This window comes from Pedobacter sp. (assembly GCF_046462515.1).
Taxonomy (GTDB): domain Bacteria; phylum Bacteroidota; class Bacteroidia; order Sphingobacteriales; family Sphingobacteriaceae; genus Pedobacter.
Genome location: NZ_JBKGVD010000009.1, coordinates 148,784 through 163,187, shown reverse-complemented (window position 1 = coordinate 163,187; position 14,404 = coordinate 148,784). Strand labels below are relative to the sequence as shown.

Here is a 14,404-nt window from a genome sequence, read left to right as displayed (position 1 = left end):
TTTTCTCATCTTGGAAAATAGAAATAAGATTTTAGCCTAACTTTTAGGTTTCTCATTACTTTTGATCTCAAACCCCAACTCCAAAATTATTTCCTTAAATGATTTGTTTTCAAAATGGGATGAAAATATTTCCTGTAGATTACTCAAAGATTCAGCTTCCCAAGCATTCTTTGTATAATTAATATGTAGCAGCTTTTTTTCTATATTACTTTTTGTCACTTCATTTTTTAGAAAATGACTAATCTCCATATCAAAATCAGCAAGATTAGTAGTTTTACTCGGCCAATCATTTATAGCTGATAATAATATAGCTATTATTTCTCGTATGAAAAGCGATATTCCTTCATTTTCTTGCGCTTTTTCAAGTTCGGTTAAAGTCAGCTCCGTTTTCATAAATTCTTCAGGGAATGTTTAAATTCGTTAGCGTCAATCTACTCACCAGTTTCAATCCATTTTTCTATTTTTTTCTTTTCTAGATATAGAGCTTCGTTATCCATGCCAAATTTTAAGTAGAAATATTTTTTTCTTTTAAATCCACCATTTTTTGCAAAAATAAAGTTGGGAAATGTTGAATAAAAAAGATTAAACTCTTTCACATATATGTTATATTTTTCGACAATTTGATTTAATTCAATAGCATCATATTGAAGACTATCCAGCTTTCCTTTTAAAGTCGCCTTTTCTGTGTAACAATGTTCAATTTTTAGGTATTGTTTATTGGTATTGTATTCAAGTAACCACAAAGCCTCTACATCTTTGATATTTCTTTCCTTCTTATTTTTAAGAATGGTTAAGCGTAAAGAATCAGTGTTACAATTTATACCATTAACAACGGAGAGGCTATCTAAATCAAACAATCTCTTGGCGCTTTTTTGATATAATGATGTCCAAATTAATTCTATGTCGTTGTTTTTTTCTTCCAGCTCTTCTAAGATACTGCGTTTAAATAAATAAAAAACGCTGAAGCAAATGATTGCAAATGCAGTTACAATGATTAATAAAACGTATACCTTTTTTTTCATAATCTTTATTTACCAACTACTTCGTGAGCCTCCTCTACCAAAATAAACAGAAAGCACTAATAGAGCTAATTCTTTGAGACAAATTAATTCCATTAAGAGGGATAGAATATGCGATAGAACCAAACAAAATCTAAAATCACAAACAAGATTAAGCTTAAAGTAGCTGCAATTGTAAAAGCACTTGGCTTGGCCCCTTTTTTATAAAATAAAACAACTAACGGAACCAGTATTAAAAAACCTAGATAAAAACTAAAATATTTAATAAAATAGCTTGCCGGGATAGCTATTTGACTTAATAAATCATGGTATTTTTCTATACTAATTTTATGTTTTATATATCCTTTTAATATAAACATCCCCATAAATGAGAGTATGATATATATTAAAAAATAAATAAGACCTTTTTTATATTTTATTTCGATGCTGTATGATATTATAAGGGATAGATTATTTCAAGAACAAAACAAGTGTTGAACAACTCATATTTTCTTCGCTTGGGGTGGTAAATATGAGTTCATCTATAAAGAACCGGATATAATTCTCATAATTATGCTAATCAAGGATAGCCGATCTTCCAATTTAGTTTTTTAAGGTCTTCTGAAGTGAATGTTTTCTTGCTTTCATAAAGTTGTCTGTTTACTATTTCGTTCCATGTATGGTTGCGTAACGTGGGTACTGAGAAAAAGAAAAACGTAATTTTCCCTCCATATTCTTCATCTATTAATTTCTCCCAAGATCCAAATAGCGGCAATTCCATTATGGTTTTTGGAGGAATTCGCCCATTATAACTCAACGTATCTAGTTTTTTAAGTTGCAAGCCACCCAAAAAAAGACTATCAATGGGCCTTACATAAGGTGCCGGAGAATAAAAATAATAGATTGAGCCATTAGAATCATTTGAGATAACAAGGGCTTCTTTGTTTCTGCATTGACATAGCATTATTAACAATAAAGCAAAAAATAGAGAATAAATATTTCTCATTATTTTTTTAAGAAACCTTTCTACTATCAACATATCCATTATACTATTTATATTAAAGGAAATCTTGCCTCGCTGGCGCACGCCTATGGCGTGTGCATAACATTAACCCTTACATATTTTTCTCCCGTACTTTTCATTAACACACCTAGCCATTCTTTATTATAACTCGTTACCAATCCACTCGCCAGTTTCAATAGGATTCCTAATCAGCAACAAACACATGTTAAACTAGCTTTCTTCCCTTTAAGGTTATAACCATAATAATTATGATTATAATCCCAATAACAACTCTACCAATAAGATAGATATCTTCTATTATATTCATATTGGCTAAAAACTGTCTGTTAATTTTATCCAGCATACCTATATGAATAAAAAACAAGATAAACGCCAGTAGATTTTCTGTGCTTAATCTTTTACACGGGATAACCCAAGGGAATAAAAATAAAAGGATTACCTGATAAACAAATAAATACCACGGGTGGCTAAAATAGTTCCAGCAAAGACCGATTAACATATAGATAAATACCGCTATTAACATCTTATAATGATTCATTATTAATTTTTTAATTGTTTCGAGGTTTCGGAGCTGGTGGTGGGGCTTGGGGCTTATTATATATAGGTTTCCCAAATGAACCCAAGGGGTACTTTCCCTCTTTAGCGCAAGTCTTAGTGCCATATACCGAGCCATGGCCTGAATTGTGCTTTAGCAATAACGCTATCTCTAAAACCTAACAGGCACAAGTCATCATACTCTCAAGCCAAAACCACAAGACTTGCGCCAAACTGGGTTTAGATTTAAGTGGCCGCGAGCGAACACTTAAACCAGTTAGGGGTTAAACCACCTTTTTTTCTTAACTACATTTATTAAATGTTCTATCTTAATTTTTGGTTTTTCATCATTTTTTCTAAAAAATAAAATTTTCAAAGGATTAAATATTTCCAGTTCACAAAATTTATCATAATCTAAATCTGATGCTTCTATATTAAATTTTTCGATAAAAGACATTAGAAAATCCTTTTTATCATCCCCATACATACCTAAATCATCCAAAGACTTCTCAATGGTTATTTTATTTTTATTATAAGACCAAAAAGCGCTTATGAACTCTTTTACTTCCTCGAAATGATCTACCATATTAACTAATAATATTTATTATCTTCAATATTGCTTTGCCACAATTCTTTATAGCTTGGTTTTGCATTATCCATTTCTCTACCTTATTAATCTATTATATATCTTTTGTGTATTATAGAATGTTTTACTTACATCGTATGCTAGTATCCCCCATCCAACAATAGGGATGCTTCTACCCATAAATCTCCCTAAAACATTCGTGAATTTCAATGTAAATCTATTAGATATGGTCGGCAATCTAACTGGCATTTTTTGGGGGAATGCTTTTGACAATTCTTTTGAAAGCAATGAAGTCCCTTTCGAAGCGCCAGGTGTTTGAAATGGCTTATCAATAAGTCCCATCCCATCTATTGCTGCTCCTAGAGCTAAAATATCTTTTATCCCAAATTGTTCTGCGGCTTGGTCAAGTAAAATATCCCTATATAATTCTGCTTTATTTGTATATTTCTTGCCATTATACTCGTACTCCCTTTCCTGCATTATCATGTGAGCCAAATGGTTAAGCGTTGTCACAGTTGCTCCTGTTGCTGCACCTTGCCAAAAATCCCCTCCTGTAAGTTCGGCTCCAACCCCTCCAGAAAGAGCAGAAAAAGCAATATTTCCCAACCCGCTTTCAGCCACTTTACCGCCCCACGCCTGCCAACCACTTCCTGCTAAAGAACCTAATCCCCCAGCAGCAAAGCCCTGCAAGAAATTCCCTCCAGATAATTCAGATATACCTCCCTGAGCAATCCCATGAGCCAAACCTCTCAATACTTCATGGCCAAATTTGCCTATTTCGCCAAAAGCACTCCCAATTCCTGCCGTTGCTATTCCCGATACGGCTCCAAAACCTATTGATTTGCCAAATTGCCCCCAGTTCCAATTATCAAATCCTCCTTTACTAAAAGCCACGCTTGCCGTATAGCTAACTGCTGCTATAGCAGCCCCAGTAATAGCGGCTTTAGCTACAAAAATTAGTGCCGGAACAAGCCATATAAATTCACCATTCGGATCATTAGCAATCAGAGGATTATTCATCACATACCCATATCTGTTAAAGTTTTGTGTATTAGAGGCATCCTGTACAAAGTTATCAGGAGATAAAAACCTATGCAACTTAGGATCATAGAGCCTGCCGTTCATATGGATCAGCCCAACGCCTAATAAATGTTCATGCCCCGTATAACCCCGGTCTAATACCACAAAAGCTGTTAAAGGGTTGCCATTGCCATCGGTAAGCGCTACAATGTTGCCCCAGGCATCAAATTGCCTTTTCTCTACGGCATTGCCGTTTACATCTGTAATGAGCACTATGCTACCCAGATGATCACGGTGCAGGTAATACAGATCCTGCACAGTGCCACTGTTGTTATGTACTTCTTTGTAAATAGCTGGTGCACTATAGGCATCTCCGCCTAGGTAAAATACAAAGCTGGTCTCGCCCGTTGTTAGGTTACGGGTAATTTCCATCCCCCCATCTTCGCTGTAATGCCGACGCATAGGGCGCAGCATTTTATCGGCATCGGTACTGCCATAGTACATATGGCTGCGCTGCAATGCCGCATTGTACTGAAAATCTATTTGCTCTGCACCTTGCTCATTGATGTTTACGGGTTGTTTAAAAGCATTAAAACTAATCTGCTGCAAGCTGCGGCTTTGGTACCAGTTGTAAGCTGTGGGCGTTGGGTTGTTCAATTCAGTTTGCTGGTAGCCTGTTCCGCTATATACATAATTGCCCAACTGGCTGTTTTGGGTAATACGGCCACGTGCATCATAGGCCTGTGTATTGCTGCCATTGTTATCATTAAAACCAATAAGTCGGTCTGAATTATCGTAACTAAAGCTTTCGCTCCATGATAGCGCACTGTTGCTACGGCTGTTTAGGTTGCCCCTTTGTGCATCAAAACTGTAACCTAATGTCATTAAGGTTGCCGGGTTAGTACCTGTACGCTCGGTTATGGCACTTTGCGGCAGGTTAAATGCATCATAAGTATAGGTGGTTTTAAGATTAGCCCCCTGTAATTCTGTAGCCAGTAAACCATTAGGTTTTAGGGTTTGGGTTTTACTGAGGATTTGCCCTGTAGTCTGGTCTGTAACCTGTAGCACCTCTCCATTTTGGTAGGTATAAGCTATTGTACGGTTGGCCGTAGTATTGCTGGCTTTATCTTTAGCCTGGTAAGTTTCTGTAGCAATACGATCAAAACTATCATAGGTATAGGTTTTGGTAAAGGTTGCGTGCACATTGTCTTCTACCGTGCTGGCAAGGCGTTTATTGTTATCGTAAGTATAAGTATAATTGGCATTATTCCCATCAGTATTTGTAAAGGTTAAGCCCTCTAAGAGTTTGGTGGTAGTGTTATAGCTGTAAGCATAACCCAGATTAGTGGCATCGCCAGTAAGGGTTTTGGCTGTGAGCTTGCCCGTTGCGTTATCATAAGTATAGCTGGTGGTACCCTTAGGGGTAGTTTCTTGCGTAATTTCACCAAAATCGTTATAGGCATAGGTATATACCCCCGCACTAGGGTCTGTGAGCTTGGTTTTCCGCCCCCAGCCATCGTACTCAAGGCTTTGTATTGCACCATCATAATTCGCATTTTTTAACCCTCCATGTGCATAATAAGCGTAATTTATAGTTCCTCCTGGATCTTGCAAACTTATGGTCTGCCCTAATGCATTTTTGGTGGTGGTTATGCTTTTGGTCCCGTCGTTTACCGTGGTGCTTAGTCCGTTATAACTATAATTGGTTACCTTGCCCGTATAAGCGGTGGTTTTCTTTATACGCCCGTATTCATCAAACGCTGTTTCATTCCACTGGTTATAGCTACCCGGAGCCGCAGGCTGACTTTGACGGTAAGCACGTCCATATACATCATATTGGGTAGCTGTACCCACTAAACTACCTGTTAAGGTTTTTTCGGTTACTTCCGTGCTTTGGCCTAAATGGTTGTAATAAGTAACTTTTTCATGCCCCTCATCATCTGTTTCGGTAATGATATAACCGTTAGGCCCTGCCTGATAATTGGTATAGCTCTTTTTACCGGCATAATCTGTTTTTTCTTTGGGTCTGCCCCAAATATCATAAGTAAAGCTTGTAATCTGCCCGTAAGGGTTGGTTTGGGTCAATATATTCCCTGTTCCCAGATCATAGGTATATGAGGTGGTTAAACCTTCTGCATCTGTAACGGAGCTAACAAATCTACCTGTAGGATCATAAACAGAAGAGGTGCTTCTTTGCCCGTTGTTAGGCGTAACTATTGTTTTTTGTGTAACATTTCCAAAAGTATCATAAGTAAGATTTTCGGTTAGCCATACTGTACCATTTCCTTTTCTTTTGATCTGTGTAGGCAAACTTCCGGTATAGGTATATTGCTCTTCTGTGGTATGGGTATCTCCACTTATACTGTTGGTTGTTTTACGGGTAAGGGGTCTGCCAATGTAGTAACCTGCCGGGTTATTATCATAGGTAATTTCTTCTGTTTTTATGCCCGCTCCACTTAAATTTGTAGTGGTTTTGGTAATGTTATAATAATTGTCGTATTCATTAAGTTGTAACGTATGGGTGCCATTTAACAGATCTTTTGTACTTACTGATATTGGCGTATTGATGAACACTTTATTAGGCAGCAATGTAGTTTGATAAGTATAATCGGTACGGGTTATGTAATTGTAAATGGTGGCTCCATCGTTAATGCCGGTGGCTGGATCCATAATACGCGCTACATAAGTGCCGTTGGCTCCATTGGCTTCAAAGCCCGGCAATAAGGTAATGGAGTTAGATGCCTCTGAAACCTGGGCATTGTTTACCTCATTAGAGAGTGTGATATCAGGCAGAGGAACCGCACTGTTAACAACCGAGGGGTTAAGATAAAATCCTTTTGAAGTAAAGGTTTTAACCGGAGCTCCACGTAGCTGAGGGTTAGACAGAACAATATCAAACATAAGATTAGGATCTGCAGCATCAACATGCCAGTTACTTCTTATGGTTTTACCAAAGCCCATAAACCCAAAACCTTCCATATGCGATACGCCAAGGCCATAGCCAAAAACCTGTTGTATAGATGATGATTTATAGGTTCTGGTTACTTTAGTTACCACATTAAGTCCCGGAATATTTTCTATATCAACAAAAGGATATACCTGCTCAATACTTGAATCATAGGGTATTATTCCGGGAATCTCTTCTGTTGTTAGGGGTGCGTAATCAATCTTATAGGTTACATTATCCTGGCTTATTTGTTTTATCTGCGCTTCAGATTTAAAATCTTTCTGAAAATTAAAAATGCGCATCGCATCTCTGCTCAACAGGCCGAACTCTAATCTAGGATTAATCTTATCAATATTTAAAAACACGGGCATCGGGTAATGGTCGCCAATGCTTAGGTTACCCGTGCTTCCACCAAGCTCAAAATGTTGTTTATAACTAGGTGCCGTTCCTGTATTATGGTAAACCGTTGCTTGTGCAGTACCTCCTACATTGTTTTGGGTAGACGAATTTGTCTCTATAATATCTGTCTTGCCATCGCCATTTATATCAACAGGTATTAAATTGTATTCTTTTAAAGTAGTACCATCCCACGTTGATGTTTTTCGACTAAAAGGATAATTTTCTTCCTGTTTTTGAAATGCCTTACCTGTTGACAAGAACATGGCAAATAAATTGTTAAACCCGGTAGAGAACATAACATCTGTTTTGCCATCGCCATTATAATCGCCAATTAGAATTTGTTCATAGAATTTAATTCTCGTATCAGTTGTTTTCCATAGCAACTCCATAGCAGAATTTGATGAGTTTAGGCCATATACATATAATTCTCCATCAAATATCTGCATAAGATCTGTTTTGCCATCGCCGTTAAAGTCTCCGGTGTATAAATGACTTTTGCTGTTTATATAAGGATGCTCCGTATAATCACGAATTAACATTCCCAGGTCAGTTACAAAGTTTGTAGATAATCTGTTATCCAGGCTGATCAAATGAATAGAAGACCCGAAACCATTGTAAGCCTGATCGCAATTACCTGGGTTATATTGCGGATCTGTAGGGTCTTGCGGATATTCTCCGGTTACAAGAATCGATTCAGATATTGCTAGAACATCTGTGATACCATCGCCATTAAAATCACCGGATAAAAACGTCATTGGCTTCTTGTCCCCTCCCATAGGATAGCCTGTACATTCTGAATTAAATGAAGGGGTTAAAGGTACATTTTCCCAAATCCGTTCCTGCTGTAAGATGATGGGGGCATATGGGGCATTGGCGTATGTAGAGAATTTATACGAAGTGCCATTATTGCTTTTTACAATAATAACCCCTTGCCTTGATAACAATTTATGTTCAGGATTTAAAATGTTCCCTGAAAAGATGTTAATAAAGTCTCCGATATTTACTTCATTTCCTATTTTAATTTGCTGGGTATTTAATTGTGGATCGGTATATAGCCAAAATCTGTTTTTTTCAAATTTCCTATACACCAGTATATCCATCATCCCATTTCCTGAGTAATCCGCAATAACTGTTTCAAAATGACTACCAATATAATTGTTAGGACCTAGTAAGTTATTAATGGTTGTTACACTCACATAGTTTGATGTTGTGCCGTAACTAAAATTAATGGGCTCTAAAAAGGTTGGATTGCTTCCATCTAACTCTCTTAATTGTACTATTCTTTTATAATTTAAAACAGGAACATTCTCGTAAATCAAGGAATATGTCCTGAAAGGACTCCCATTAGCAATAATTTTTACTTTGTCTAATAAGCTTTTTCTGTACAGACGTTCCCCTCCAACATAATTCATTTCGGCACGATTTATTTCCTCATATTCAAATTGAATTTTATTGAGACCCGGAGTACTTCCCATTGAACCGTAATTAATTTCGGTTACAATGATGGTATTATCTGATACTGCATAAACATAGTTTATTCTTGCGCCTAAACTGTTTTCCATATAGGTTAAAGCATAGCTGGTATTGGTCATAGCATTTGCATTTCCCCCGTAAACAGCTTTAGACCCATCAGGGTAGAATACTTCAAAATAGGCGGGACCATAATTAGCTCCCGATGGAGACACGCCTCTTGAAACTATCTTTATATTTGAGAAATTTTCGGTTTGATATTCAGCTCCATCGGCTCCATAAGTGCCATTTTTCAATACAAGCCGCTGGCCATCTAACGCAAAACGGTCATTCTGGTCAAAATTAGTTCCGGTTATTTTACCATCGTGAAAATAAGAAGACGCTATTCTTGTAATTGAAGATAGCCCAGATATATTCCACCCTAAACCCGTTGTTCCATTTCCAGCCTGGCTATTGTAGGTTAAACCTATTTGAGGCACCATATTTCCTATCCCAGGAGGGAGTGTAAAAGGAATACTATAAGTAGCCGATCCGGTTTGAGACACATCTAAAACACCATTAGTTTTACCCAAAACAGTGCTTGAGCCTGAAGAGACAGCACTAACCTGTTTAGATTTTATACCAATGCTATCCATTCCTTTTGCAACCAATCCATCGATATTCTTAGGAAACTGTAGTTCAATGGTATTTTTAATGATTTCTGTTTTTAAATCATTTTCTTTTAATATTGGAGAGACCTTAGGCCCTATCGTATCATTATTTAGGTTTTTATATTTTGCCTGAGACTTCACATAATTAGGTAGAAGGCTAATAAAGCCAATCAGGATTATTGAAAAAAAGCGTTTCATCAATTAGTTCTTAATTACTTTAAAGGTTTCTCTTTTTTGATTAGAGAGTACGATATATACAATATAGGTACCTACAGGCATATGGCTAAACGGAACCGCAAGCTCCTGTTGTGCAGGTGTGGGTTTCAGATCATGTGTTTTTACACCTGTTACGGTATAAATGCTGATCTCTTTTACATAAATCTTTTCATTGCTTTGCCAACTCAGGTTCAGCACTTCTTTAAAAGGATTAGGACTTGCAATAATCTTGGTCATTTTAAGCTGCTGCTTATCTGAATCATGGTTTTTAATTTCCATTACCAGGGGCTCTGTATTGCTTTGGGAAGTACCCGGTCTGCAGTTTATACAGATCCATTGGCGTTGAGTTTGATTGCCTGCTGCATCATAAGTAAAAGAAAGCTGCTGTGCAAACCCTTTAAAACCAATAGTTGCTAAAAAAAATAGAAGGGAAAGAATTTTGAACTTCATGAGGGCATTTTTGATTTTGGGCCAAAATAATGCCTTTTTTTAAAGAAAAGCAAAATTAATGTACTTCAAAACAGGAAGTACATTAATTCATATTTGTTTTTGACAGTAAGAATAAGGATAGTTAACCAAAAAATAACTTATTATGCGCTGTTATTTAACCTCACTTTTCTTCTTCATCCTCAGGTTAAGCATTTCTACAATCACAGAAAAAGCCATGGCAAAATAAATATAACCTTTGGGTATGTGCTGATCTAAACCTTCTGCTATCAATGAAACACCGATCAGCAATAAGAAAGACAGCGCCAGCATTTTTACGGTAGGATGCCTGTTTACAAAATCACTAATGGCCCCGGCTGAAACCATCATGATAATTACTGCAATAATTACCGCAGCAATCATAATTTCTATATGTTGTGCCATACCTACGGCTGTGATTACTGAATCGAGCGAAAAAACAATATCTAAGATCAGAATTTGCACAATGGTACCAGCAAATGAATGAGGTTTTACGTTTGCCCCTTCTTCTGTTTCTCCTTCCAGCTTCTGATGAATTTCATGGGTGCTCTTATAGATCAGGAACATACCGCCTATTAAGAGAATCAGATCTCTGCCCGATATTTCAAACTTTTGCAGCCACTCTGCGTCCGTTAAGCCAAACCAATGCCCTATGCTAAACAGTGGTGCCGTAAGAGTCATGATCCAGTTTAGTGATAATAAAAGCAGTACACGGGTAATCATGGCTAAGGCCAAACCCAATTGCCTTGCTTTTTTCTGCTGACTTTGCGGAAGTTTGTTAGACAGGATAGAAATAAAAACAATATTGTCTATACCTAAAACGATTTCTAAAACCGTTAAAGTCAACAGAGAGATCCATGCTTCGGGAGTACTTAAAAATTCCATATGTAAGGCTAAATTATCTGCTACTAAAATAAAAATTGGAAGCGGTTTAACCATAAAACAAATGATTAATTCTGTACCAATCCTCTCTTATTGTTTTTTATTGCGCTGTTTGGATTTCAGAACGCAAATATTGTTACATTCCTCCCGGTTGTTTTCTACTATTTAGCTACCATACAAAAAAGCCCCGGAATAATTCCGGGGCCTTTGGTTCATTTGCTTGTTTGTTTGGCTTTAGTTAAATCTTACACTTCCATATTGTGATTTTACGCTAATATTTGATGCTCCTCCTTTGTTTACTTTACCCTCATAATCACTACGTGAGCTGTAATTTCTGTCGTCATTCAATTTACGTGCACTTACATTGCTGCCATAGCTAAAGCCGCTGTTAGCTGTATTTACATTAAAATCTCCTTTAAAGTTCGCTGCAAACCCTAAATTAACTGTAGTATATTGTGCTTCTACATTAATTGTTTTAGAGGCGCCTTCTATTTCGTCTATGTTCAGTTTACCGTATTGCAGTTTACCGGTAAAGATGCCATTGAGTTTACCCACATTTACGGTTGTGTATTGTGCGGTAAGGCTTAAGCCCCCTATTGAACCAATGGTAACACCTCTACCGTACTGCGCTTTAACATTAGCTGTTTTCTTTACTGATTTAACATCTACTGAAGTGTGTTGTGCTTCTAATTCCAGTTCGTCAACATTACCTATTTTTACCCCTCCGCCGTACTGAAATTTAAATTTTCCTGTATTTACATTTTGCAAATCTGCTTTACCATATTGTATAGAAATGTAATTATTATTGCTGTTAAGATTTCCGGTAACCAGGTTGCCGTATTGTACCTTTATAGAGGTAGCACCATTGTAATCTGGCATTTCTACATTTCCGTATTGCTGGCTAAGCGTTAAAGCATTGCTGGCTGGCATATAAACCGTCATCATTACCTTTACTTCACGTCTCCAGCTTCTGCCATTACTTCTGCCTCTTCCCATGTTATTATTTCTATCATTGATAACAGTTTTAAAACTAACCTGATTACCATTTTTTGAGGCTTCTATGTTTACGTTATCAATTAGGGTTTGAGCTTCGCTTTCGCTATCTGCATAAGCTTTGATATCTGCATCTACCTTAATCTCGTTCTTATTCCAGATCTTAATTACCATACCGCCATAAACGTTTTTTAATTCTATGTCGTCATTCTTATCTATGCTAAATGACTTGGAAAATGTTTTCGTTTTCTGCGGCTCATCTTGCATATCCTGCGAAGAAGAATAGGTACTAACTGTTTCTACTCTATCTCCGTTAGAAGTTTTAGTTCTTGAAACAGAAATATAAGACTCTAAAGAAGATTCTGAATTCTTCGTTCCGGCGTAAACCGGAGCTGATGCAATTTTTCTCTCTTTTTTTGTAACACGTGGCGCATCTGGTGCCTCCTGTGCTTTTATTTGGGCCGAGAATAGGATCAGGGCCATCATACCAAATAGTTCTTTTCTCATTGTGTTAAATATTTTGTGAGCGTTCTGCCCGGTTTATTGTATTATTTATCCTCGCTATTTTTTGACGTCATTTATAGCTTTTATTATAAGCTGCTGTCTTTCTTATATGCATCAACCTGCGTTATAATACTTAACTGCTGTGTTAAAATTTGCAGTTGAATCTCCCTGTTCTTCATCATGGCTTTAACCACCATCTCACGGTTTACACTGGTTTGCAGTTTCTTTTTCAGATCTTCATAGTCTCTGTCTAACCTGCTTAGATCTGTGGTAAACTCCTGGTACAGTTCGGGATTTGTTTTAGCATAATTGTTCAGGCTGTCTCGTTTTTCTTCAATCATACTGGCAAAACGCACTTCTTTTTTAGCCAGTGTAGGGTTAATATCCGCTACTTCAATACTCTTATTTAAACTGCGATAGCTATAGCCAAAATATATTCCTATACCCAATATCAGAATCGCTGCCACACTCATCCATCTGTAAAGTTTAATGGTTTTGGGCGCTCCTTTTTTAGCCAGATCTGCCTCAATTCTGTTCCATAATTCTTGAGATGGGCCTTTCTCTTCAAATCGCTTCTTATTGTCTTTTATAAAGCTCTCTAACTTATTATTCATCTTTCTACTCCTTTCGTTTCCAACAAACTAATTAACTTACGTTTTGCCCTCATGTACTGTGTGCGGGAGGTATTCTCTGTTATTTTCAGAATATGAGAGATCTCTTCATGATCATATCCCTCAAACAGATAGAGACTTAATACCACCCTGTATCCATCGGGCATTCTTTCCATTGCATTTTTTATCGCTTCTACTTTAAGCATGTTATCTTCCGCATCGTCTGCTCCTTCATCCGCAATATCCACATCATCCATGCTCACCAGTTCCATTTTACGTTTACGCAGATAATTAATGGCCCTGTTAATTACAATCTGCTTAATCCATAGGCCAAAGGTTGTTTCCTGCCTAAAATCGGCTATGCGATTAAATGCGTCTAAAAAAGCTTCCTGTAACACATCTTCTGCTTCTGCTTCATCGTTCACAATACGCAAGGCCACGTTATACATTGCCCCGGCATACAATTTGTACAATTCAAATTGCGCCTTCCTATTGCCTTTCTTGCAATCGCTAACTAAAGAAGTATGCTTGTCTACGTAAACAGTTTCCAAATTTTAAAGCTTTCTGAACAAAAGACATCGCTTTTTTTAAAACGTTGCATGAAGTTATAAAAATTTTTTTCTGTTGATTGAATCTTGCTTAATCGGCCTTAGAAGCTATTTTTAAAAAAGCCTATCTTTGCATTTGATGGCACGTATTATTGCATTTGATTATGGCACCAAACGCATCGGTTTAGCCGTTACCGATCCTTTGCAGATTATTGCTACCGGTTTAGATACCATACACCCTAAAGATATTATTCCTTATCTTAAAAAATATATGGAGACAGAGGCTATTGATGCCTTTGTAATTGGCGATCCTAAACAAATGGATGGCTCTCCTTCTGAAAATGCGCAACATGTAAAGGGCTTTTGTACAACGCTAAAAAAGAACTTTCCGCATATTCCACAACACTTGGTTGACGAGCGCTTTACTTCAAAAATTGCCCAACAAACCATTATGCAAAGTGGCCTCAAAAAGAGCGAGCGCAGAGATAAAGAGCGGGTTGATACCATATCGGCCACACTCATTTTGCAATATTTTATGGATAAAACCCGTTTATAAA

12 protein-coding genes are annotated in these 14,404 nt (G+C 37.1%); 1 reads left to right on the top strand and 11 read right to left on the bottom strand.

Annotated elements, in window-relative coordinates; genetic code table 11:
* Positions 1 to 36: 36 nt before the first annotated feature.
* The 11 genes from ACLHG9_RS12585 to ACLHG9_RS12535 all read right to left on the bottom strand — a co-directional run bounded on the left by ACLHG9_RS12585 (position 37) and on the right by ACLHG9_RS12535 (position 13,850).
* Positions 37 to 393: a hypothetical protein gene (locus ACLHG9_RS12585; RefSeq protein WP_410221850.1), complete on the bottom strand. Its 357-nt coding sequence runs from the start codon at positions 391 to 393 to the stop codon at positions 37 to 39.
* Between the two features lie 38 nt (positions 394 to 431).
* Positions 432 to 1,022, bottom strand: a complete 591-nt coding sequence (locus tag ACLHG9_RS12580) for a hypothetical protein (RefSeq protein WP_410221849.1) — start codon at positions 1,020 to 1,022, stop codon at positions 432 to 434.
* A gap of 556 nt (positions 1,023 to 1,578) precedes the next feature.
* Positions 1,579 to 2,004: a hypothetical protein gene (locus tag ACLHG9_RS12575; protein WP_410221848.1), complete on the bottom strand. Its 426-nt coding sequence runs from the start codon at positions 2,002 to 2,004 to the stop codon at positions 1,579 to 1,581.
* Positions 2,005 to 2,227: 223 nt separating this feature from the next.
* Positions 2,228 to 2,560: a hypothetical protein gene (locus ACLHG9_RS12570; protein WP_410221847.1), complete on the bottom strand. Its 333-nt coding sequence runs from the start codon at positions 2,558 to 2,560 to the stop codon at positions 2,228 to 2,230.
* Positions 2,561 to 2,833: 273 nt separating this feature from the next.
* On the bottom strand, positions 2,834 to 3,142 hold the full coding sequence (locus ACLHG9_RS12565; RefSeq protein WP_410221846.1) for a DUF1493 family protein: 309 nt from the start codon (positions 3,140 to 3,142) through the stop codon (positions 2,834 to 2,836).
* Positions 3,143 to 3,220: 78 nt separating this feature from the next.
* Positions 3,221 to 9,826 carry an RHS repeat-associated core domain-containing protein gene (locus ACLHG9_RS12560; RefSeq protein ID WP_410221845.1) on the bottom strand — a complete coding sequence of 2,202 codons (6,606 nt, stop codon included), beginning with the start codon at positions 9,824 to 9,826 and terminating at the stop codon, positions 3,221 to 3,223.
* A 3-nt stretch (positions 9,827 to 9,829) separates the two neighbouring features.
* Positions 9,830 to 10,294, bottom strand: a complete 465-nt coding sequence (locus ACLHG9_RS12555; protein WP_410221844.1) for a T9SS type A sorting domain-containing protein — start codon at positions 10,292 to 10,294, stop codon at positions 9,830 to 9,832.
* A 150-nt stretch (positions 10,295 to 10,444) separates the two neighbouring features.
* Positions 10,445 to 11,248 carry a TerC family protein gene (locus ACLHG9_RS12550; RefSeq protein ID WP_410221843.1) on the bottom strand — a complete coding sequence of 268 codons (804 nt, stop codon included), beginning with the start codon at positions 11,246 to 11,248 and terminating at the stop codon, positions 10,445 to 10,447.
* A gap of 177 nt (positions 11,249 to 11,425) precedes the next feature.
* On the bottom strand, positions 11,426 to 12,691 hold the full coding sequence (locus ACLHG9_RS12545) for a hypothetical protein (protein WP_410221842.1): 1,266 nt from the start codon (positions 12,689 to 12,691) through the stop codon (positions 11,426 to 11,428).
* Positions 12,692 to 12,774: 83 nt separating this feature from the next.
* Complete coding sequence (locus tag ACLHG9_RS12540; RefSeq protein WP_410221841.1) at positions 12,775 to 13,302, bottom strand: hypothetical protein; 528 nt, start codon at positions 13,300 to 13,302, stop codon at positions 12,775 to 12,777.
* Positions 13,299 to 13,850 (bottom strand): RNA polymerase sigma factor, encoded by a 552-nt coding sequence (locus ACLHG9_RS12535; RefSeq protein ID WP_410221840.1) that lies wholly within the window; start codon positions 13,848 to 13,850, stop codon positions 13,299 to 13,301. The genes ACLHG9_RS12540 and ACLHG9_RS12535 overlap by 4 nt, the downstream gene beginning before the upstream one ends.
* Before the next feature lie 136 nt (positions 13,851 to 13,986).
* Here ACLHG9_RS12535 and ruvX point away from each other — a divergent pair, with 136 nt between their 5' ends.
* Positions 13,987 to 14,403: a Holliday junction resolvase RuvX gene (gene ruvX, locus ACLHG9_RS12530; RefSeq protein ID WP_410221839.1), complete on the top strand. Its 417-nt coding sequence runs from the start codon at positions 13,987 to 13,989 to the stop codon at positions 14,401 to 14,403.
* The last annotated feature ends 1 nt before the right edge of the window (position 14,404 follow it).

What these genes read in the sequence shown, in the direction of transcription:
- ACLHG9_RS12585 (WP_410221850.1), bottom strand. Translation starts at nt 393, where the DNA reads ATGAAAACGGAGCTGACTTTAACCGAACTTGAAAAAGCGCAAGAAAAT.
- ACLHG9_RS12580 (WP_410221849.1), bottom strand. Translation starts at nt 1,022, where the DNA reads ATGAAAAAAAAGGTATACGTTTTATTAATCATTGTAACTGCATTTGCA.
- ACLHG9_RS12575 (WP_410221848.1), bottom strand. Translation starts at nt 2,004, where the DNA reads ATGAGAAATATTTATTCTCTATTTTTTGCTTTATTGTTAATAATGCTA.
- ACLHG9_RS12570 (WP_410221847.1), bottom strand. Translation starts at nt 2,560, where the DNA reads ATGAATCATTATAAGATGTTAATAGCGGTATTTATCTATATGTTAATC.
- ACLHG9_RS12565 (WP_410221846.1), bottom strand. Translation starts at nt 3,142, where the DNA reads ATGGTAGATCATTTCGAGGAAGTAAAAGAGTTCATAAGCGCTTTTTGG.
- ACLHG9_RS12560 (WP_410221845.1), bottom strand. Translation starts at nt 9,826, where the DNA reads ATGAAACGCTTTTTTTCAATAATCCTGATTGGCTTTATTAGCCTTCTA.
- ACLHG9_RS12555 (WP_410221844.1), bottom strand. Translation starts at nt 10,294, where the DNA reads ATGAAGTTCAAAATTCTTTCCCTTCTATTTTTTTTAGCAACTATTGGT.
- ACLHG9_RS12550 (WP_410221843.1), bottom strand. Translation starts at nt 11,248, where the DNA reads ATGGTTAAACCGCTTCCAATTTTTATTTTAGTAGCAGATAATTTAGCC.
- ACLHG9_RS12545 (WP_410221842.1), bottom strand. Translation starts at nt 12,691, where the DNA reads ATGAGAAAAGAACTATTTGGTATGATGGCCCTGATCCTATTCTCGGCC.
- ACLHG9_RS12540 (WP_410221841.1), bottom strand. Translation starts at nt 13,302, where the DNA reads ATGAATAATAAGTTAGAGAGCTTTATAAAAGACAATAAGAAGCGATTT.
- ruvX (WP_410221839.1), top strand. Translation starts at nt 13,987, where the DNA reads ATGGCACGTATTATTGCATTTGATTATGGCACCAAACGCATCGGTTTA.